This window comes from Streptomyces sp. B1I3 (genome assembly GCF_030816615.1).
Lineage (GTDB): Bacteria > Actinomycetota > Actinomycetes > Streptomycetales > Streptomycetaceae > Streptomyces.
Window position 1 is genome coordinate 4,294,031 of record NZ_JAUSYD010000001.1, and the last position, 19,147, is coordinate 4,313,177.

Sequence of the window (19,147 nt, forward strand, 5' to 3'; positions counted from 1 at the left end):
GGGACGTATTGCGGAATATCGGACGGGGACGGTCGGAATTGTTCGTGCGGTCAGCGGTGACGAAGTGTGTTCACACCTATGGAGACGCTGTGTGGCGGCGCAGCGGTTGCAGTCCGGTTCGCCGGCGGTCGGAGGGCGTGCACGGCCGGGCGCCGGGAGGGCCCGCGGTGCCCGGCGCGGGCTCGGTGAAGTCCCCCTGGCCCGGGCGGGTTCCGATGCCCTCCGGGCCGGCGGCCGGGCCGCGTCCGGCACGCTTCACCCCGCGCCCGGAGGTGCGGGAAGCCTCTGCTCGCACGGCGCCTGACAGGGCGTCGCCGGCCCGGCGGAAGCGGCGGCTCCAAGGCGCGGCGGCACCGGCCGGATAGGCCGCCAATGGTCCACACCTTCGGTCGTCACGGCCGGGGTGGATCCCCCCCGGTCGGGTGCCCGCCGGACACCCGGCCGGGGTGGATCCTCCCGGTCGGGTGCCCGCCGGACACCCGGTGGGGAACTCCGGCGGTGGGTGCGCGACCGCCCGTCCGGCCCGGCGTGGACCCGGCGGCGGGGCGGGGTGTTCGCGGGGCCCCGGCCCTACGTGCCCGGCGGGGCGCGGGGGGCGCGAGATCGGCCGGATCGGGCTCAACCCGGGGCGGTGGTCACCGTTCGGCGGCCGAACCGGGCGCGGCGGGGCATGGGATTCGGTCATTGCGGGAGGGTAGGTGGGCCCGGCGCGTTCCAGAGGCGGATGGCCTCTACCGGACATCACCGACCCCGCTCCGTGATCATGTGATTACATACCGCAGAGTAAGTGGAATGTGGAGGGCTTCAATAGGTGCCCCGGATGCAGCTTGGTGACATTTTCGCGCCGCCGGGCGGGCTCGGAGGCGCCTGGAGGGGAAATCGCGGATCGGATCCGTCCGCTTGTGCCGGTGAGCCGTTGACTGGTTCACGTCCGAGATCTAATGTCTGCGGAAAGTAGCGTGATGGCGCGTAAGTGTTCCTGGGAAAAGCAAACGGTTTACCGGTCAACCTGATTTGACTCCGCGGCGCCTTTGATGAGTGCGTGCAGCGCGCGTGATTGTTTCCGGGGTCGGTTGAATCAGTGAACGAGGGGGAGCAATGGGTTCGGGGGTGACGGATGCGCCTGAAGGTATGCGCGGTGCTGATTCCGTGGAGCGTGCACTCTTAGAGGCGCGGGCGCTGATCGAGTCCTCGGTGTCGATGCACCGCAGCCGGCCGGGGGGTGCCTCGCTGCTGGTGAGGGCGGACGACGGCTCGGTGGACAAGGCCGTGAAGCGCGTCATGGCGGGTGCCAAGTATTCGGCGCACCTCGCGGTCACCGGCAACTGGAAGCACTCGTCGGTGGTGATCAGGGCGGTGGCCGCGGCAGTGGCGCAGCCCGCGGCACCGAGGAGACGGGGCCAGCTCGCCGTGCGGCTGCTCGCGGCGGGCCGGGCGCTCGAACTGTCCGCCGACAGCCATCAGGGCTTCGCCGAGACGTCGCTGGAAGTGCGCATGACCAGCGGTGAGCTGCGCGAGGCGCTGATCGTCGACGGCCGGACCGCTCTGGTGCAGTCGGGCGACGGATCGGGCGGGAGGCACGCGGCGGTCGTCACGGACCCCGCGGCGGTGGGCGCGCTCGATCTGCTCTTCGCCGGAGCCTGGGCCGTCGCTCGGCCCGTCGCCGACGAACTCCGGCTGGAGGGCAGTCTGCGCGGCGAACTGGCGCGGCGGATCCTGGAGCAACTTCGCGCGGGGCGCACCGACGACGTGGCCGCCCGGGAGATCGACGTGTCACTGCGCACCTACCGGCGCCATGTCGCCGCGATCATGCGCGTGCTCGGGGCGAACTCCCGCTTCCAGGCGGGAGTCCGCGCCGTGGAGCTCGGGTTACTGGAACGGTGCTGATCCGTCGGTCAGTGCGCTGACACCAGCTGTGGAGCAACGGGGGCAACCAAGGATGACGAGGACCACACCTGAGACCGGCCCGAGCGCGGAGAGCGGCGAAGGGCGGAGACCCGAGGGGCCCGGCGGGGACCCGCTCGGCCCGCCGGCCAGCGGCCCGGAGGGCCCGGAGGAGGGGCAGGACGCCATAGAGCAGGCGCTGCTCCAGGTCCGGGCACTGATCGAGTCGACGGTGGAGCGGCACCGCAGCAGGGTCTCGTGGGATCACCAGATCGTCGCCGTGGACGGCCGGAAGGAACGATTGCTGGACGAGGCCCGCAAGCTCGTCCTGATGGCCCGGTCGACCATAGACGTGGTGCTGGCCTCCGGTCCGAGCTGCGGGGCGGAGGCCAGGGCGCCCCTGCGGGAGCTGACGTACGTGGTGCCCGACACCGTCCATATGCGGCTGCTGTGCTCCCCGGCCATGATCGACGAGGACTTCGTACGCGAACAGCTCGACCAGGGCACCCCCGTCGAGGTCCGGGTGGCCCGGGTTCCACCCCTGCAGGCCCTCATCGTGGACGGAACGGTGGCGCTCGTCTCGGCCGAGTCGTCGACCGGCCGCCGGGCGTCGCTCATCAAGGTGCCCGACGTCATCAGCACGCTCCGTACGCTCTACGAGGGCGTGTGGCGCAACGCGGTGCCGGCGTACGCGCGCATCACCTTCGGCGACCACTGCCGCACGGATCTCGCCCGGCGGATACTCGGGGCCCTGCGCGCCGGAGTCACCGACGAGGTGGCCGCACGGGAACTCATCGTCTCCGTACGCACCTACCGGCGTTACGTCGCGGAGATCATGACCCTCCTGGACGCCAGTTCCCGTTTCCAGGCGGGGGTCAGAGCAGCCGAACTCGGCCTGCTGGGCGGTATCGAGGGACCGGGACGGCCGCCGGCCCCGCTCACCGACGGGACCTGACGGAGCGGAGGCGGCGGCCGGTGCTGGCAGCTTCCTGAAGTTGCCGTTGTCGGGCCGGGAAGCGGACGGCTACAACTGGCAGCGTCGACGGACGGCCGCGACCGGCTGCGTCGACCGGGTGCGCCTGCGTGCCCCGGCGCAGTACCGCCACGAAGTACCGCTGACGCGAGGTGCGAACACGATGAAGGCCGGCACGAGCGGCGGACGGGTCCGCCGCCACAGGGCTGCGGTTCTCCGCAGAGGTCCGCTGGTCCTGCCGCGTGCGGGAGGGTGTGCCGCGCTCCTCCTGCGGCGTGCCGAACCGGCCGGTGCGCCGGCCGAGTCCCTGGAGAGTGTTCGATGACCACCTTGTCCTTCCCGGGCCTCGCGCTCCCCCACGACAGCGGGGTCGGCGTGCTGAACAAGGCCTCCCTGCTGTTGAGCGTGCTGGAGGACGGCCCCGCCTCGCTCTCCAAGATCGTCGTGGTCTCCGGGCTGACGCGCCCCACCGCCCACCGGCTGGCCCTGGCCCTGGAGCGGCTGCGGCTCGTCACCCGGGACGCCAAGGGCCGGTTCCAGCTCGGTCCCCGGCTGGGTGAGATGGCGGTCGTCGTGCACGGGGACCGGATGCTGGCCCTCGCCGGGTCCGTACTGGCCGAGCTGCGCGACCGTACCGGGGCGAGCGCCCGGCTGTACCGGCGGTGCGAGGGCGGGCAGTTGTGCGTGGCCGGTGCGGAGGCGGCGACGGCGGGGAAGGGAGCGGTGCCGGTGGGGACCGCCTTCTCCCTGCGTTCCGGTGCGGTGGCCCAGGTGCTGCTCGCCTGGGAGCAGCCCGAGGTGCTGTACGCGGGCGTCTCCCGGGCCCGCTTCACCGCCGCCGCGCTGACGCAGGTACGCCGCAGGGGTTGGGCGCAGAGCCTCGGCGTCTGGGACACGGACGTCGTCACGCTGGCCGCTCCCGTGCGGGGGCCCGGCGGCCGGGTGGTCGCGGCGCTCTCCCTGTCGGGTCCGGTCCCGGCGCTGACCAGGGAACCCGTGCGGGAGTTCGGTGGTGCCGTGATCGACGCGGCACTGCGTCTGGGCGAGGCGTCCGACGGATGATCTCCCCCCAACAGGGCGGGGGGCGGCCCCGCCTGCAGGGAGGGCAGGACGTGCCGGTGCCGCAGATGGAGTTCAGGATCCTGGGCCCCACGGAGATCTGGACGCGGGGCGTGCGCGTCCCGCTCACCGCGGCCAAACAGCGCACGGTACTGGCGGCGCTCCTCCTCTCCCCGGGGCGGTTCGTCTCCGACCTGTGGCTCGCCGAACTGCTGTGGGGGCCCACCCCGCCCGCGACGAAGTCGGCGCAGCTCTACACCTATGTCTCCCGACTGCGGCGCAGCTGTGAGCCCGGCGTCCGGCTGGTGCGCAGGCACCGGGCCTACGGCCTGGTCATGGGGTCCTCCCAGCTCGACTGGAAGACGTTCCAGCACCTGGCCGAGGAGGGGCGGCAGTACCTGGCACAGCACCGTTACGCGGAGGCCGCCGCCTGCCTCGAACCGGCACTACGGCTGTGGCGGGGTCCGGCCCTCCAGGACGTCACGGACGTCCTGGCCCGGACCGAGCTCCCCATGCTGGAGGAGGCGCGGCTGCGGGCGCTGGACCACCGGATGGAGGCGGTCCTGGCCTTGGGCAGACACGACACCGCGCTGCCGGAGCTCACCCGGCTGGTGGCGGAGAACCCCGCACGGGAGTCGCTGCGCGGCCACCTGATGATTGCTCTGTACCGCTGCGACCGGCAGATGGACGCGCTGCGGGTGTACGAACAGGGCCGCCGGGTCCTTCACGAGGAGCTGGGTGTGGCCCCCGGTGCGGCGCTGCGCGCACTCCACCGGGCGGTGCTGCTGGAGGAACTGCCCGGTCCGGCCGCCGCCGAACCCCTGACCCTGACCCTGGGGCGCGGCGGGAGCGTCCCGCCCTGTCCGGACACGCCGGCCGGCGGGCCAAGGAATGCCGCGCACAGCCCCTGGAACGGTCTGGTCCCGGCGATGCTGCCGACGGACGCGGCCGGGTTCGTCGGCCGCCGGACCGAACTGGTGCGGGTGGTACAGGAGTTGCGCGACGGCCGCAGCCCGTACCGGGGCGTCGTCCTGACCGGTGCGGCCGGGGTGGGCACCTCGGCGCTGGCCGTGCGCGCGGGGCACGCCTGCCGGGACGACTTCCGGCAGGGCCAGCTCTACACCGACCTGCGCGGCGAGGGCGGCCGCGCCAAGGACCCGCTGGACGTGCTCGGCAGCTTCCTGCGCGCGCTGATGTCCGTACGGGGTGAGGACCTGCCCGCCACGCTGGAGGAGCGCGTGCAGCTCTACCGCAGCGCCCTGTCCCGCCGCCGGATCCTGGTGGTGCTCGACAACGCGTCCGACGAACGCCAGGTGCGGCCCCTGCTGGCGAGCGGCCCCGGTTGCCGGGTGCTGATCAGCGGCGGCCGCCGGCTCGTCTCGATGGAGGGCGTCAGGGCGGTGCCGGTCGGACGGCTCGACGACCGGGATGCGCGGGAACTGCTCGCCTCCCGGGTCGGCCGGGAGCGGCTGGCCGCCGAACCCGGCGCCACCGGGCGGCTGCTGGACCTTTGCGAGGGCCTGCCGCTGGCCCTGCGGTTCTGCGCGACACGGCTGGTCGCCCGCCCGCAGTGGCCGGTGGGCAGGCTGGTGGACCGGCTGGAGAGGGGAGAGGTCCGGCCGGACGAGTGGGGGGAGGGGGCCGACGAGCTGTGGACCGTCCTCCGGGAGGGCGTCATGCGGCTGGAGCCGCCGCTGCGCCCGGTCCTGCGCACGCTGGCCCGTACGGAGCCGGGCGCCGTCTCACCGGCCTGCCTCGCGCGGCGGCTCAACTGGCCGGAGGACCGGGCCCGGGGCGCGCTGGACGCGCTGGTGGAGGCAGGGCTGCTGGAGGTGGTCGCCGGGAAGCCCCTGGTGAGCGCCGTGGCCGACGGGGGTACGGAGGCGGCGCCGGGTGGGGCCCCTCCGCTCCCGCCGGCCGGACCGTCCGTGGCTCCGCAGGCCCAGGAGCGCTACCGGTGCACACCGCTGGTCAGGCTGGTGGCCCGCGGAACGGCGGCCGTCACGGACGGTCCCTGACGCGTACGTCACGGTCAGTGGGCCGGCGGAGTACCGGGGGGCGGGGGCTGTACGTCATTGATGAACGCTGCCAGCAACGCGGCCCAGCGCAGCCCCTCGTCGTCCGCGACCGCGTCCTCCTCCGGGAAACCCTCCTCCTCCGGTCCGTCCTCACCGACCCCGTCGGGGACGTCGGCCGGTGCGCACCCGTGCCCCTGCGCCCCGGTCCGCTCCGGGGTGTCCGGCACCTCGGTCGGATCCGGTGCGGCGTCCGTGCTCATGTTTCCCTCCTCCTCGAACCGCCCCTGCCGGGCGTTCCCTCCAGAGTTGGGTACATACCTATGCCTTTTCTATACTCCGGGCCCCTGGATGCACACCGGGCCTTCGGCGCCCTGCCTGCTGGCAGCTTCCTGAAACGGGTATTGCCGAGCGCGGCGGGCCCGCAGTTCCATGAACGCGTCAGGTGCAGTGCTCGCTCCGATCGCGGAGCCCACCTGTCCGGTAGGCGATCCCCCTCGTACTGCCGGGACGCCGGGGGTCCGGTCCCTTTGTGTGACCGGACCCCCGGAGTTGACGCGTGACGTGCCCGCCGTGCCCTCCCGCGACGCCGCGAGCCCGCCGAGAAGAGGACGAGGACATGACTGCCACGGCCCTGCCCGGTTCCGAACTGCTGGCTCACCTGGCCGCGCACGACCCGCGCTTCCGGGAACGGACGGCGCACGCCCTGCTCACCGTCGAGAAGCGCCTGCTGGACTGCGCGGCGGACGCCCCCGATCCGCGCGTGGCCGAGCTCGTGGGTCACATCGCGGCGGCGGGCGGCAAACGGCTGCGCCCGCTGCTCGTGCTGCTCGGCGCAGAGTTCGGGGAGCCGTGGCGGGACGGCGTCGTCGAGGCCGCGGTGATCGCCGAACTCGTCCACATCTCCTCCCTCCACCACGACGACGTGATGGACGGGGCTGAGCTGAGGCACGGAGTGGCCAGCGTCAACGCCCTCTGGGGCGCCCGCCTCGCCGTGGCGGGCGGCAACTGGCTGCTCGCCCGCGCGGCCCGGCTCGCCGCCGAACTGGGGCCGGAGATGGTGCGGTTCCAAGCGGACGTGGCGAGCGAGCTCGTCGAGGGCCAGCTGCGCGAGATGACGGGGCCCGGCGAGGGGGAGGACCCCGTCGCCCACTTCTTCCGGGTCACCTCCGGCAAGACCGCGGCCTTGCTGGCCATGGCCGTGAGCGCCGGCGCGCTCCACGCCGGTGCCCCGGCCGCGCACGGGCGGGCCCTCGGCGAGTACGGCCGTCAGCTGGGCGTCGCCTTCCAGATCTCGGACGACCTCCTCGACCTGGTTGCCCCCGCGTCGAGCACGGGCAAGGAGCTGGGCAAGGACCTGGCCGCCGGGGTTCCCAGCCTGCCGGTGGTGCTGGCCGCCACCGACCGGCGGCCGGCCGGCGCCGAACTGCGGGAGCTGCTGTCGTCGGGACCGCTGGACGGCCCGGAGGACCGCAGGCGCGCCCTGGACCTGTTCGCCGACTCGCCCGCCCCGGCGGCGGCCGCCGCGCATCTGGGACACCGGCTGTGTCTGGCCCGGGAGGCGCTGGGCGTGCTGCCGCCGGGCCCGGCACGCCGGGCGCTGCACGCCCTGTGCGACTACGTCGACTCGCGCGTCGCCCGCACGGTGGACGCGGGGCACCGATCTGACCAGCAGACACGACAAGGGGTGGGACATGCCGACGGAAACGGTTGACGAACTGGCGGCGATCCGCGCCGAGGCGCTGCGCGGACCGGGCGACCGGGCGACCGAGGCGCAGCACGCCAAGGGGAAGCTGACGGCGCGGGAGCGTATCGCGCTCCTCCTGGACGCGGGTTCGTTCAAGGAGGTCGAGCAGCTGCGGCGGCACCGGGCGACCGGGTTCGGCCTGGAGGCGAAGAAGCCCTACACCGACGGTGTCATCACCGGCTGGGGCACGGTCGAGGGCCGCACGGTCTTCGTCTACGCGCACGACTTCCGGATCTTCGGCGGCGCGCTGGGCGAGGCCCACGCCACCAAGATCCACAAGATCATGGACATGGCCATCTCGGCCGGGGCGCCGCTGGTCTCGCTGAACGACGGCGCCGGCGCCCGGATCCAGGAGGGCGTGAGCGCGCTCGCCGGATACGGCGGCATCTTCCAGCGCAACACCCGTGCCTCCGGGGTCATCCCGCAGATCAGTGTGATGCTCGGCCCGTGCGCGGGCGGCGCGGCCTACAGCCCCGCCCTCACCGACTTCGTGTTCATGGTCCGTGAGACCTCGCAGATGTTCATCACCGGACCCGACGTCGTCAAGGCCGTCACCGGCGAGGAGATCACCCAGAACGGGCTCGGCGGCGCGGACGTGCACGCCGAGACCTCGGGCGTCGCGCACTTCGCGTACGACGACGAGGAGACGTGCATCGCCGAGGTCCGCTACCTGATCGGCATGCTCCCGTCCAACAACCGCGAGAACCCGCCCGTCGTGCCCAGCGACGACCCGGCCGACCGGCGCGGCGACGTCCTGCTGGACCTGGTCCCCGCCGACGGCAACCGCCCCTACGACATGCACAAGGTCATCGAGGAACTCGTCGACGACGGCGACTTCCTCGAGGTCCACGAACGCTGGGCCACCAACATCATCTGCGCGCTGGCCCGCCTCGACGGGCACGTCGTCGGTGTGGTCGGCAGCCAGCCCCTGTCGTACGCCGGGGTGCTGGACATCCACTCCTCCGAAAAAGGCGCGCGCTTCGTCCAGTTCTGCGACGCCTTCAACATCCCGCTGGTCACACTCGTCGACGTACCCGGCTTCCTGCCGGGCGTCGACCAGGAGCACGGTGGGATCATCCGTCACGGGGCGAAGCTCCTGTACGCGTACTGCAACGCGACCGTGCCGCGGATCTCGCTGATCCTGCGCAAGGCCTACGGAGGCGCGTACATCGTCATGGACTCCACCTCCATCGGAGCCGACCTGTCATACGCCTGGCCCACCAACGAGATCGCCGTCATGGGCGCCGAAGGCGCCGCCAACGTCATCTTCCGCCGCGAGATCGCCGCCTCCGACGACCCCGAGGCGATGCGAGGCCAGTTGGTCAAGGAGTACAAGGCCGAGTTGATGCACCCCTACTACGCCGCGGAGCGCGGCCTGGTCGACGACGTCGTCGACCCCGCCGAGACGCGGCACCTGCTCATCCGCTCCCTGGACATGCTGCGCCTCAAACACGCCGACCTGCCGTCCCGCAAGCACGGCAACCAGCCCGCGTGAACGCCGCGGCCGGACAGGGCGATTCCCTGCTGAGAGTGGTCCACGGCTCCCCGACGCCCGAGGAACTGGCCGCCGCGGTCGCGGTGGTGCTCGCCGCAGTGCAGCGGTCCGGACCGGCCGCCCCGGGGACGACGGCGCCCGCGCGGGCGCCGTGGCGCCGGGCGGAGTCCCCGCCCTCGTCCCTGGTCTCCTGGCGGGGCGGGCGCTGACCGGCGGGCGGATGCAGGTCGTTGCACCCCTACTTGAAGTCGGCCGGCGCGTTGCGGAACGTGGCCGTCCAAAGGTCCGAGTGCATATACGCGGCGGGACGAGCCGCGGGTGAAGACGTGGAGGATTCCCATGTTCCGAGGGATCGGGCGGTTCTCGGTGAACCGCCCATGGACGGTGGTCGTGCTGTGGCTGCTGGCGACCACCGCCCTGATCGCGCTGGCCCCCCAGCTGAAGCCGACCGATGACCAGGCGGAGTTCCTCCCGTCGCACTACGAGTCGGTACGCGCGGTGCAGATCCAGCAGGACGCCTTTCCGCAGAGCCGTCAGCCGGCGGCCATCGGCGTCGTCCAGCGCGCCGACGGCGGCGAGCTGACCGCGGCCGACACGAAGAAGGCCGGCGAGATCGCGGGCGCCCTGCGGGACGAGAAGTTCGCGAAGATCACCGAGGTGGTGGCGGACCCGAAGGCGGTCTCACCGGACGGGAAGATCGCCCTCGTCCAGGTGTTCGCCTCCACGCAGAAGGCCAACGACGAGACGCTGGTCGAATCCGTCGGTGAGCTCCGCACCGCGACCGCCGACCGGCTCGAGGGCAGTGGGCTGGAGTGGGCCTACACGGGCCCGGCCGCCACGGTGCTGGACTCGATGGAGGCGTCGGACAGCACCGACGCCATGGTCATGATGGCCACCCTGGTCATCATCATCGTGCTGCTGCTGGCCATCTTCCGCAGCCCGATCATCGCCCTGACGCCCGTCCTCGTCATCGGGGTCGTGTTCATGGTCACCATGGGCGTCATCGCCACCGCCGTGGATCTCGCGGGCATGCGGGCACCCGCCTCCATCTCCGCCATCCTCATCGTGGTGCTCTTCGGCGTCGGCACCGACTACACGCTCTTCCTGCTGTTCCGGTACCGGGAGCACCTGAGGGACGGCATGGAGGCCAAGGAGGCGCTGGCCACCGCCGCGGGCCGGGTCGGCGAGACCATCGCCTCCGCCGCCGGCGTCGTCATCGCCGCGTTCCTCTCACTGCTGTTGTCGTCCATGGGCATGCTCAGCAGCATGGGCCTGGCGCTGGCGCTCGCCGTCGCCGTCACCCTGATCTCCGCGCTCACCCTCGTGCCGGCCGTGTTCTCGCTGCTGGGCACCAAGGCGTTCTGGCCCTCGAAGGCCTGGCGCACCCAGCCGAAGAACGCGCTCTCGGGCCGGGTCGGAAGCTTCGCGTCCCGCAGGCCCGGTCTCATCGCCGGCGTCTCCGGCCTGGTGCTCGTGGCGCTCGCCTCGGGGGTGTTCGGCTTCCGGGCCGAATACGACACCGAGAGCTCGCTCCCGGACACCCTGGAGTCCGTACAGGCCATGGAGGACTTCCAGACCGGCTTCTCGGCCGGCCAGTCCGACCCCACGTTCGTCTACGTGAGGTCCACCGGCGGGGCGGCGCTCGACAAGGCCGGACTGGACACCTACCGGAAGGAACTGGCGGAGGTCGGCGGTGTGGCACAGGTCGCCCCGGCCGTGGTCAGCCCTGACGGCCGGGTCGCGCAGTACGGCGTCGTGCTCGACTACCGTCCCACCGAGGACCGGGCCATGGAACTCGTCGGGGGCGAACTGCGGGACAGGGTCCACCAGGCGGCGCCCCAGGACACCGAACAGTTCGTCGGCGGAAGCACCGCTCTCCTCGCCGACGTCCGCACCGCCGTGAACCGCGACTACAGGCTCGTGTTCCCGGTCGCCGCGGTGGCGATCATGCTCATCCTCGGCCTGATGCTGCGCAGCGTCATCGCCCCCTGGTACCTGATGATCTCGGTCGGCCTGGGCTTCAGCGGCACCCTCGGTGCCACCGTCTGGCTGTTCCAGAGCGGTTCGGGCGGGCTGCTGTTCATGCTGCCGGTGATCGTCTACCTCTTCGTCGTCGCCATCGGGACGGACTACAACATCCTGATGGTGGCCCGGCTGCGGGAGGAGGTCAGCAGCGGCAAGGAGCCGAGGGAGGCCGTCCGGCTGGCCGTCACGCACTCCGCTCCCACCATCAGCGCCGCGGCGGTCATCCTCGCGGGCACCTTCGGCGTGCTGATGCTTGCGGACAACGCGATGCTGAAGCAGATGGGCTTCGCCGTGGCCTTCGGGATCCTGCTCAGCGCGTTCTTGATGGCGATCCTCCTCGTTCCCGCGGTCACCACCCTGGTGGGACCGAAGGCATGGTGGCCGGGCAACCGCGACGGCGCTGCGGCGGGCGAGGGCGTGGAGCCCCCCGCCGGCCACGGCTCCGAGGACCTCGTCGGCTCCAGCAGCCGGTAGTCCCGCCGGGCCGACCCGGATCGACGCCCGCCCCGGCCGACTCCCGGCCGGGGCGGGCGTCTTCCGTCCCGCCCCGGCGGGCCGTGCAGCTTCCTGAAAGAACAGGGGAACGAACAGTGAAGGTGTCTGTAGGATTTTGACACGGCGTTCCTGGACATCGGAATTCCCGCCGCGGTATCGGCCGAATGCGAGGTGTGATGCACGAGCGTGAGTTGAGAGCTTTCGTTTCGGTCGCGGAAACCGGACGGATGGATGCCGCGGCACGGCAACTCGCCTATTCCCAGCCGGCGATCACCTATCAGATCCAGTGCCTGGAACGCTCCCTCGGCTTCAAACTGTTCACCCGGCATCCCGGCGGTGCCAGGCTGACCCGCGACGGACGGTCTGTCCTGTCGTCCGCGCAGGCGGTCCTGACGCTGATGAACGACATTCGCGGTCCGCGCCCGGACGAGGACGCGGAGTGCGGACGGACGCCGGCCGGGGCCCCCGTGCCGACGGCCCGGAAGAACGGCGCCTGAAAGGCGTGCGCCGATTTCCTTCCGCGCCGTTCACTCTTTCCCCGGCCGTTCCGGCAGAGATCTCTTCCCATCTTCGCCCCCTTCCAGAAACGTTGGAGAGAATACGATGAGCACCAACCCGTTCGAGGACAACGACGCCTCCTACTACGTGCTGGTCAACGAGGAGGGCCAGCACTCCTTGTGGCCCGCGTTCGCCGAGGTGCCCGCCGGCTGGACGGTGAAGCACGGCCAGGACAGCAGGCAGGCCTGCCTGGACTACGTCAACGAGAACTGGACCGACATGCGCCCGCTGAGCCTCCAGCGCCAGATGGCCGAGTCGAAGTAGGACGGCCCCGGAAAGGACGATCATGCAGACGGTCTCCCGCTCCTCGGCGGTGTACCGGCCCCGGCCCCGTCCGGGCGCCGGCCGGGTCCTGGTGTGCCTGAGCTTCTGCGGCGGCGGCACGGCACCGTTCCGCCAGTGGGCCGAAGCCATGCCCGCGGACGTGGAGTTGGCACTGATCTGCTACCCGGGGCGGGAGATGAGGTTCGGCACGCCGTTCGCGCGCGACTGGATCGCCCTGCGCGACGACGTGGTGAACGCCGTCCGCGGCCTCACCTCCCGGCCCTACACGCTGTTCGGCCACAGCATGGGGTCCTGGCTGGCCTTCGAGACGGCGGCCCAGCTCGGACGCCTCGGCGTCCCGCCCCCGTCCGCGCTCGTCGTCTCCGGCGGGGTCGCGCCCCACCGACGCCAGTTCCACACCGCCCACACCCCCCGCTCGGACGACAGTGACGACGCCCTCGTCGCCTGGATGCGCACCTTCGGGCAGATGCCGGCGGTCGTGGCCAACGAACCCGAACTCCGCGCCATCGCCGTGGAACTGCTCCGCGCCGACCTCGCCGTGTCGGAGTCGTACAGCTTCACCGAGGGAACCCGGGCGACCGTGCCGCTGAGAGTGCTCTACGGCTCCGGCGACACCGTGGCCTTCGCCGAGGTGGAAGAGGGCTGGAAGTCACTGGCGGACGGCGGCTTCGAGGCCTGCGAGCTGCCGGGTGGGCACTTCTACGAGACGGACGTGTGGTCCGGGCTGCCGCGGTGGTGTACCGAACCCCTTCCGGGCGCGGCCCGTCCGTGACGCGTGAACGCCGCGCCGACCATGTCGACGCGGCGTTCACCGTACGGGGGAGGGAGTTCAGGCCGCCTCACGCAGCGCGCGCCTGCGGTCGTGCAGCACCAGCAGGATGACCATCCCCATGAGGACGCCCAGGACCGTGCCGACCTGGCCGGCCAGCAGGTGCGCGACCTCGTTCTCGGGGGCGGGGCGCTTCGTGCCGAGGTTGGTCAGCAGACTGTAGAGGCTGTACGAGAAGAGCATGCCCGAAGAGATCCAGGACGCCGCCATGGGGACCAGGAACTTCTTCGCCCCCCGCCGGCTCGTCAGGACGAGCAGTCCCCAGGCGCCCAGGAAGGCCCAGACCCCCATGCTCAGGGACAGCAGGTGCCACCACATGTCACGGTAGGACAAGCGGTCCGCGTCGAGCCCCGCCGTTCCGCCGGCCGCCCAGAACACCTTGACGAGACCGAGCGCGACGCAGCCCGCGGCGAGCAGTCGTGCCACCGTCGTCTGCAGCGACCGGGTGCCGCCCGCGACCTCATCGCCGTCGACCGGACCGCTCAGTGCTTCCGGCCACCGCGCCCGCGCGTACCCGGCGAGTGCGAGGGGCAGGCCGATGCCGACACCCACCAGCGAGATCATGACGAGCACCTGCTCGTACGCCCAGAGGTCGTTGGAGGCGTCGGCCTGTTCGTCCTGGGACATCGCGGCCGGGCCGAGCACCGGTGCCAGGACCAGCATCGGGACGAGCAGGCCGGTGCCCACCCAGACGGGCAGGACGATCAGCCATGCCGGAAGCCTCTCGCCCCAGGGCTGTATGAATGCCACCGCCAGCAGGATTCCCACCGCGGCGAGCACCGCGGTCGTCGCATTGATCGCGCGCCAATCCGCTTCGCCCATTTCGTCGTTCGGGAGGAAGATTCCGAATGTCCAGACGATTTTGATCAGCATGTACGGCATAACCGCGACCACGGTGCCGTAGCCGCATATCCTGCGCATCTTGATCAGCCGGGAGGTCGGCTGTGCCGCCATTACTGTCATGATCGGCATGGTATCTGACCGGTCATCAGCGGTCAAAGTACCCCACCTCCTTTTACGGGAAATCCAGTTGCGGAAGAATGGTGAAAACCACGTTCGCACGGGCTGCGCAGTGCTATGGCGGTGAGGTGCCCGGAATCGGAGAGCGAGACCAGGAGGGCGGGCCCTCCCGCCCTCGCCAGCGCTATCAGCTCCAGCATTCCCGAGGCTGTGCAATGCCGGGCCTCGGCGAATTGTCCGCCGGAGCCGCACAGCGAACCCGCGGACCCGGCGATCGCCGTGGCGACGGCGTCGAGCACCGCGGCCGCGAGCGGCGCGGACGTGGACGGTGCGCCGACGACCAGCCGTACACCGTGCGCACCGGCGGCCAGGGCGGCGACGCGTACGCCGGCCGCCGCGACGGCGGCCGGGTCCCGGCGGCCGTCGGAACCCCGCGGCAGGAACCGGGAGAGGCCGCCGGTGATCTCGGCGAGTGCACCGGCCCGACCGGCCGCGTCCGGCGTGGACAGGACGACGGCGGCGGCGCCGTCCAGCAGGCCGTGCCCCTCGTCCCCGTCGGGCGCCTGGTCGGTGGCCGCGGCCACCACCCGGTCCGCACGGCCGGTACGCAGCGCCGTGAGCGCGAAGTGCACGGCCTCCAGCCCCGCGGTGACGGGATTGGTCAGCGTGACCGAGAACGCCCGGGCCCCGGTGCTGATCGCGAGCTGGCTGCCGGGGGTGCTCATCGAGAAGGCGGGGACCTCGGCCGGGCTGATGGCCCGGACGCCCTCCGTGCGCAGGGTGTCGTCCATCCGGCGGTGCGCACGGGCGATCGCGTACTGGGTGCCCGTGACCACACCGAGGCGCAGGCTGGGGTCGCCGTCCAGGGGCGGGCCGTCGTGGCGGCGGCCGAGCGCCTGATGGCCGGCGGCCAGGAGGTACCGGGTGGCCGGGGCGAAGTACTTCCAGCCGCGCCGGCCGAGGTGTTCGGTGGGGTCGAACCAGTCCGGGTCCCTGTCCCGCGCCGCGTCGGGGGGAGTCTCCGCGACCGAGCCGGCGCCCGTGAGCAGTACGTTCACGCGACGGCCTCCCAGGCGAGCACCGCGTTGTTGGCCCCGAACCCGGTCCCGCTCACCAGTACGGCCGGGCGGGGCAGCGGCACGGGGCCCCGCGAGGGGGACGTCCATCGGGCAGGTGGGGTCGACCTCGGTGACGTGGGCGTTCGGCGGCACCAGGCCGGTGCGCAGCATCCGGGCGGCTATGACACAGCCGAACACCCCGGCCGCACCCGCGGTGTGGCCCATGACCGCCTTCGGCGCGTAACCGGCCGTCCGGGCGATGTCGCCGCCGGCGGCGGTGACGGCCTCGCTGACGGCCGTGCTCTCCACGGAGTCGTTGAGCGCCACCCCGGCGCGGTGGAGGACCACTGCTCCGGGGAGCTCCGAGGTGGCGAGTGCCTGGGCGGCCGCACGCCGCAGCTGCCCGCCGGACGGCTCCGGGGCCATCGGGTGGTGGGCGTCGCAGCTCCATCCCTGGCCGGTGAGCGCCGCCTGGGCGGTCACGCCCCGGCGCCGGGCGGACTCGGCGGACTCCAGCACCACGGCCGCGGCTCCCTCGCCGGTGACCATGCCCGCGCGACCGGTGTCGAAGGGCCGGCAGCACTCGGGGTCCAGAAGTCCGAACCGGTGGAGCGTGCCGACGGCGACCCGGGAGAAGGCGTCGCCGCCGCAGGCGACGACGATGTCGGCCTGCCCCGTCTCGATCAGCCGGGCGCCCCAGCCCACCGCGTACGCCCCGGCGGAGCAGGCGGTGGACAGGGTGTGGGCACAGCCCCCGATGCCGAACCGGTCGGCGACCACCGCGGTCACCCCGTGCGTGGCGGACCGGCGGTCCGGCCCACCCGGCAGTTCGGCCAGGTCGATGTCGCCGAGCGACGTGCCGACGGTGAGGCCCGCGTCGAACAGGTCCTCTCGGGTCAGCCGGGCCTCGGCGACGGCCTCCGCGACCGCCTCGACGACCAGCGAACTGGTGCGCCCGGGGGTTCCGGCGCCTGGCGGGGCGGCGTACAGCCGCGGATGGTCCGGCAGCCCGCAGCCGTCCGGCGCGGGCACCGGCCGGCGGTCGGCACGCAGCAGCCCCTCCCACAGCGCGTCGACTCCGCTGCCGAAGCACGTCATTGCTCCCAGCCCTGTGACGACGACCGTCACCGGCACCCCACTCCTTCGGAACGTGCGGAATAAATTGACCGATAGCGAACAGGGTGCCGTCGTGGCTGCCGGGCGGCCGTTATCCCTGCAAGTACCTGCAGAAAAGGATCGGGTGTTCGGCCGCCTCCCATACGATTCGGGGCGATCGGTCCGGCTCCGTAAAAAGGAAAACAGAACTCCTTATGAAGCGGAGCCGAATATGAATAGTCGAAAGAAAGGGGATCCGGTGACGGTCGAAAGCACGCTGGACACGTCGGAGCTGCGGGACATGGTGGCGGACACCCTGGACGTCGAGTCCACGGCCCTGACCGACGACGTGCTCCTCATCGAGGAGCTGGGCGTCGACTCGGTCGTCGCGCTGGAACTCGCCGTCACGCTGGAGCAGCGCTACGGGATCAGGATCCCCGAGGAGGAGCTCGTCAAGCTCCGGACGTTCACCGACATCCGCGAACTGCTCAGCCGGAAGCTGAGCGGTTGATGGAGGCGCAGCCGGTCCGGACCGCGGACACCGGCGGGGCCGCCGCCTCCTACTTCCTGATCGAGAGCAAGGGCAACTGGGCGGGGCCCAACGCGGGCACCTTCCTCCTGGACGCCGTGGCGCTGGCCGAAGCGGGCCACCGGGTACGGGTCTACCTCGTCGAGGACGGGGTGCTCAGCGCGGTGGGAACCGACGTGCCGGAGATCGGGCGGCTCGCCGAGGCGGGGGTCGAGGTCCTGGTGGACGACTTCTCCGCGGCGCAGCGCGCGCTGGCCCCCGCCCGGCTCTCACCGCACGTGCGGCTCGCCGGCATGGACAGCGTCGCGGCCGCCCTGGCCGAGGACGACTGCAGGGGAGTGTGGCACTGATGGGTACTCCGATGAAGCGCCGTGTCTGGGACCTGCTGCTGATCATGACGGCGGCCCCGCACTCCGGTGACGTGGTCACCTCGGCGCTGCGGCTCTCGCACGCGGTGCTGGAGAACGGCGGCTCGGTACGCGTCTGGGCGTGCGGCTACGCCAACATGCTCACCCAGGACACGTTCGGCGACACCAAGTTGCCGAACACCCGTGACCCGGAGGGGCACTACCCCTCGTCCTCGGCCGTCGTCCGGCAGCTGACCGCCGACGGCAAGGGCCGCTTCGCCTGGATCGCGTGCACCGCGTGCTCCGAGGAGCGCGGCGCGATCCACCACATACCGCAGGTGCGGCACCGGTCGCCGCTCCGGCTGGCCGGGACCATCGACGCCGCCCGGCAGACGCTCTACCTCGGGGGAGCCTGATGACGACGAACCGACGGGCGGAGCCCCGCAGGCGCGTACTCTGCGTCATCGACCGTGCCTACCGGGGCGCGGTCGAGGTGCAGTTCTTCCATCCGCTGTACGGACTGCTCGACCTGCACGGGCAGTTCGAGCAGGTCGACCTCGCGCTGCGCGGCGCGACGGTGACGATGGCCGTCGAGGAGCACACGTACGTGCCCTCCCTGCGGCTCGGCTCCACGACTCTGGACACGCTGCCGGACTACCGGGGTTCCGTACGGGACCTGGTCGACGCGGGCTTCGACGTCTTCGTGGACGGGGCCGCGCTCACCGGGCTCGGCTTCACGCCCGGGGACCTGGTGCCTGGCACCACCTGCCTGGACCCGGCGGAACTGGCGGCCCGCTGGCCCGCGTACGACCACGTGTGGTTCATATGAGCGGCGGGCCGGCCGGGGCGCCGCACACCTTCGCCACGCCGCTGCGCGCGGTCGACCGGATCGAGGTGTGCCCGGGCGGACCGGACCTGCGGTTCCGCACGTTCAAGACGGTCCGCGCCGACGACCCGTACATGGCCGGGCACTTCCCCGGCCTCACTCTGCTGCCGGCCGTGTTCGTCCTCGAAGGGCTCCGGCAGGCGGTGACGACGCTCACCGGCACCGGAGAGCCGCTGAACCTGGTGGAGGTCGTCACGGGCCGGTGGCTGGCGCCCATGCAGGGCGGCGACGAGGTCCGCCTCGACGTCACCGCCGCGCAGACCGGGGACGGGCGGTGGCTGGTCACCGCCGACGGCGTGCGCCAGGACGGTGTCCCGGTCGTCGCCGCCAAGGTGGTGCTCGGCGGCCGGGACGCCGTCGTGTCCGACCGGCTCACCCCGGCGGGCGGGCCGCCCCCGGTACCCGCCACCGCGGCCGGACCGGACTACACCGCGATCCTGGACCGGCTGCCCGTACGCCACCCGATGCTGCTGGTCGACCGGGTGGAGGCCTTCGACCCGGGCAGGGAGATCACGACGCTCAAGGCGGTCTCCGGGTCCGAGCCGTGCTACGGGGCGATGGAGGACGGCCTGCCGCTGTCCCGGTACATGTACCCCCGGGCGCTGATGCTGGAGTCCTTCGGGCAGTCCTCGGTGCTCCTGTGGCTGTCGAGCGGAACCACCGGGGGAGTGCAGGTCGCCGCGGCGTTCCGGCGCTGCCGCTTCGCCGGTGAGGTCCGGCCGGGAGCGGTGCTGCGCCATGTGGCGCGCATCGACCGGCTGATGGCCGACAACGTCTTCGTCTCCGGGGAGAGCTGGGACGGCGACCGGTGCGTCATGACGGTCGGCGCCCTCATCGGTTCGAGCAGGCCGCGCGCCCAGCTCGATCAGAGGTCACCCGACAGGCGCTGACAGAGACCGGCGTGTGC

At 72.1% G+C, this 19,147-nt stretch carries 19 protein-coding genes; 16 read left to right on the forward strand and 3 right to left on the reverse strand.

Translation table 11 applies throughout. From position 1 onward, the window contains the following. The first annotated feature begins 1,149 nt into the window (after positions 1-1,149). The 4 genes from QFZ58_RS19765 to QFZ58_RS19780 all read left to right on the forward strand — a co-directional run bounded on the left by QFZ58_RS19765 (position 1,150) and on the right by QFZ58_RS19780 (position 5,934). Entirely contained in the window at positions 1,150-1,887 is a 738-nt protein-coding gene (locus tag QFZ58_RS19765; protein WP_307126225.1) for a hypothetical protein, read from the forward strand. 52 nt (positions 1,888-1,939) lie between these two features. Continuing rightward, on the forward strand, positions 1,940-2,839 hold the full coding sequence (locus QFZ58_RS19770) for a LuxR family transcriptional regulator (RefSeq protein ID WP_307126226.1): 900 nt from the start codon (positions 1,940-1,942) through the stop codon (positions 2,837-2,839). A 339-nt stretch (positions 2,840-3,178) separates the two neighbouring features. Continuing rightward, positions 3,179-3,919 (forward strand): IclR family transcriptional regulator, encoded by a 741-nt coding sequence (locus tag QFZ58_RS19775; RefSeq protein ID WP_307126227.1) that lies wholly within the window; start codon positions 3,179-3,181, stop codon positions 3,917-3,919. Positions 3,920-3,969: 50 nt separating this feature from the next. Next, a complete protein-coding gene (locus tag QFZ58_RS19780; protein ID WP_307126228.1) occupies positions 3,970-5,934 on the forward strand; it encodes a BTAD domain-containing putative transcriptional regulator in 1,965 nt (654 codons plus the stop codon). A 14-nt stretch (positions 5,935-5,948) separates the two neighbouring features. Here QFZ58_RS19780 and QFZ58_RS19785 read toward each other — a convergent pair whose 3' ends face one another. Next, positions 5,949-6,194, reverse strand: a complete 246-nt coding sequence (locus QFZ58_RS19785) for a hypothetical protein (RefSeq protein WP_307126229.1) — start codon at positions 6,192-6,194, stop codon at positions 5,949-5,951. Positions 6,195-6,550: 356 nt separating this feature from the next. Here QFZ58_RS19785 and QFZ58_RS19790 point away from each other — a divergent pair, with 356 nt between their 5' ends. The 7 genes from QFZ58_RS19790 (at position 6,551) to QFZ58_RS19820 (ending at position 13,308) form a co-directional block, all read left to right on the forward strand. Next, complete coding sequence (locus tag QFZ58_RS19790) at positions 6,551-7,645, forward strand: polyprenyl synthetase family protein (protein ID WP_307126230.1); 1,095 nt, start codon at positions 6,551-6,553, stop codon at positions 7,643-7,645. Then, a complete protein-coding gene (locus QFZ58_RS19795; RefSeq protein ID WP_307126231.1) occupies positions 7,626-9,173 on the forward strand; it encodes an acyl-CoA carboxylase subunit beta in 1,548 nt (515 codons plus the stop codon). Before QFZ58_RS19790 ends, QFZ58_RS19795 begins: the two co-directional genes overlap by 20 nt. Beyond that, positions 9,170-9,382, forward strand: coding sequence for an acyl-CoA carboxylase epsilon subunit (locus QFZ58_RS19800; protein WP_307126232.1), 213 nt, complete (start codon positions 9,170-9,172; stop codon positions 9,380-9,382). Before QFZ58_RS19795 ends, QFZ58_RS19800 begins: the two co-directional genes overlap by 4 nt. Before the next feature lie 130 nt (positions 9,383-9,512). Further along, positions 9,513-11,672, forward strand: a complete 2,160-nt coding sequence (locus QFZ58_RS19805) for an MMPL family transporter (protein WP_307126233.1) — start codon at positions 9,513-9,515, stop codon at positions 11,670-11,672. A 197-nt stretch (positions 11,673-11,869) separates the two neighbouring features. After that, positions 11,870-12,190, forward strand: a complete 321-nt coding sequence (locus tag QFZ58_RS19810; protein ID WP_307126234.1) for a LysR family transcriptional regulator — start codon at positions 11,870-11,872, stop codon at positions 12,188-12,190. A 106-nt stretch (positions 12,191-12,296) separates the two neighbouring features. After that, positions 12,297-12,515 (forward strand): MbtH family protein, encoded by a 219-nt coding sequence (locus QFZ58_RS19815; protein ID WP_069171823.1) that lies wholly within the window; start codon positions 12,297-12,299, stop codon positions 12,513-12,515. A gap of 22 nt (positions 12,516-12,537) precedes the next feature. Beyond that, positions 12,538-13,308 carry a thioesterase II family protein gene (locus QFZ58_RS19820; RefSeq protein ID WP_307126235.1) on the forward strand — a complete coding sequence of 257 codons (771 nt, stop codon included), beginning with the start codon at positions 12,538-12,540 and terminating at the stop codon, positions 13,306-13,308. 57 nt (positions 13,309-13,365) lie between these two features. On the opposite strand, the gene QFZ58_RS19825 is transcribed toward QFZ58_RS19820, so the two are convergent. Further along, positions 13,366-14,328 (reverse strand): hypothetical protein, encoded by a 963-nt coding sequence (locus QFZ58_RS19825; protein WP_307126236.1) that lies wholly within the window; start codon positions 14,326-14,328, stop codon positions 13,366-13,368. A gap of 32 nt (positions 14,329-14,360) precedes the next feature. Continuing rightward, entirely contained in the window at positions 14,361-16,511 is a 2,151-nt protein-coding gene (locus tag QFZ58_RS19830) for a beta-ketoacyl synthase N-terminal-like domain-containing protein (protein WP_307126237.1), read from the reverse strand. Between the two features lie 226 nt (positions 16,512-16,737). Here QFZ58_RS19830 and QFZ58_RS19835 point away from each other — a divergent pair, with 226 nt between their 5' ends. Genes QFZ58_RS19835 through QFZ58_RS19855 form a run of 5 tightly spaced genes read left to right on the forward strand, consistent with a single transcriptional unit; the run spans position 16,738 to position 19,130 of the window. Beyond that, the gene (locus QFZ58_RS19835; protein WP_307126238.1) at positions 16,738-16,989 is read left to right on the forward strand and encodes an acyl carrier protein; all 252 of its coding nucleotides are present in this window, start codon (positions 16,738-16,740) and stop codon (positions 16,987-16,989) included. Next, positions 16,989-17,357 carry a DsrE family protein gene (locus tag QFZ58_RS19840; protein WP_307126239.1) on the forward strand — a complete coding sequence of 123 codons (369 nt, stop codon included), beginning with the start codon at positions 16,989-16,991 and terminating at the stop codon, positions 17,355-17,357. Before QFZ58_RS19835 ends, QFZ58_RS19840 begins: the two co-directional genes overlap by 1 nt. Beyond that, entirely contained in the window at positions 17,357-17,770 is a 414-nt protein-coding gene (locus QFZ58_RS19845) for a hypothetical protein (RefSeq protein WP_307126240.1), read from the forward strand. Before QFZ58_RS19840 ends, QFZ58_RS19845 begins: the two co-directional genes overlap by 1 nt. Next, on the forward strand, positions 17,770-18,183 hold the full coding sequence (locus QFZ58_RS19850; protein WP_307126241.1) for a hypothetical protein: 414 nt from the start codon (positions 17,770-17,772) through the stop codon (positions 18,181-18,183). The genes QFZ58_RS19845 and QFZ58_RS19850 overlap by 1 nt, the downstream gene beginning before the upstream one ends. Continuing rightward, on the forward strand, positions 18,180-19,130 hold the full coding sequence (locus QFZ58_RS19855; protein ID WP_307126242.1) for a hypothetical protein: 951 nt from the start codon (positions 18,180-18,182) through the stop codon (positions 19,128-19,130). Before QFZ58_RS19850 ends, QFZ58_RS19855 begins: the two co-directional genes overlap by 4 nt. The last annotated feature ends 17 nt before the right edge of the window (positions 19,131-19,147 follow it).

Coding starts and splice junctions, on each gene's coding strand:
- QFZ58_RS19810 (WP_307126234.1), top strand. CDS start 11,870: ATGCACGAGCGTGAGTTGAGAGCTTTCGTTTCGGTCGCGGAAACCGGA.
- QFZ58_RS19775 (WP_307126227.1), top strand. CDS start 3,179: ATGACCACCTTGTCCTTCCCGGGCCTCGCGCTCCCCCACGACAGCGGG.
- QFZ58_RS19850 (WP_307126241.1), top strand. CDS start 17,770: ATGACGACGAACCGACGGGCGGAGCCCCGCAGGCGCGTACTCTGCGTC.
- QFZ58_RS19790 (WP_307126230.1), top strand. CDS start 6,551: ATGACTGCCACGGCCCTGCCCGGTTCCGAACTGCTGGCTCACCTGGCC.
- QFZ58_RS19855 (WP_307126242.1), top strand. CDS start 18,180: ATGAGCGGCGGGCCGGCCGGGGCGCCGCACACCTTCGCCACGCCGCTG.
- QFZ58_RS19770 (WP_307126226.1), top strand. CDS start 1,940: ATGACGAGGACCACACCTGAGACCGGCCCGAGCGCGGAGAGCGGCGAA.
- QFZ58_RS19825 (WP_307126236.1), bottom strand. CDS start 14,328: ATGACAGTAATGGCGGCACAGCCGACCTCCCGGCTGATCAAGATGCGC.
- QFZ58_RS19795 (WP_307126231.1), top strand. CDS start 7,626: ATGCCGACGGAAACGGTTGACGAACTGGCGGCGATCCGCGCCGAGGCG.
- QFZ58_RS19805 (WP_307126233.1), top strand. CDS start 9,513: ATGTTCCGAGGGATCGGGCGGTTCTCGGTGAACCGCCCATGGACGGTG.
- QFZ58_RS19840 (WP_307126239.1), top strand. CDS start 16,989: ATGGAGGCGCAGCCGGTCCGGACCGCGGACACCGGCGGGGCCGCCGCC.
- QFZ58_RS19845 (WP_307126240.1), top strand. CDS start 17,357: ATGGGTACTCCGATGAAGCGCCGTGTCTGGGACCTGCTGCTGATCATG.
- QFZ58_RS19785 (WP_307126229.1), bottom strand. CDS start 6,194: ATGAGCACGGACGCCGCACCGGATCCGACCGAGGTGCCGGACACCCCG.
- QFZ58_RS19820 (WP_307126235.1), top strand. CDS start 12,538: ATGCAGACGGTCTCCCGCTCCTCGGCGGTGTACCGGCCCCGGCCCCGT.
- QFZ58_RS19815 (WP_069171823.1), top strand. CDS start 12,297: ATGAGCACCAACCCGTTCGAGGACAACGACGCCTCCTACTACGTGCTG.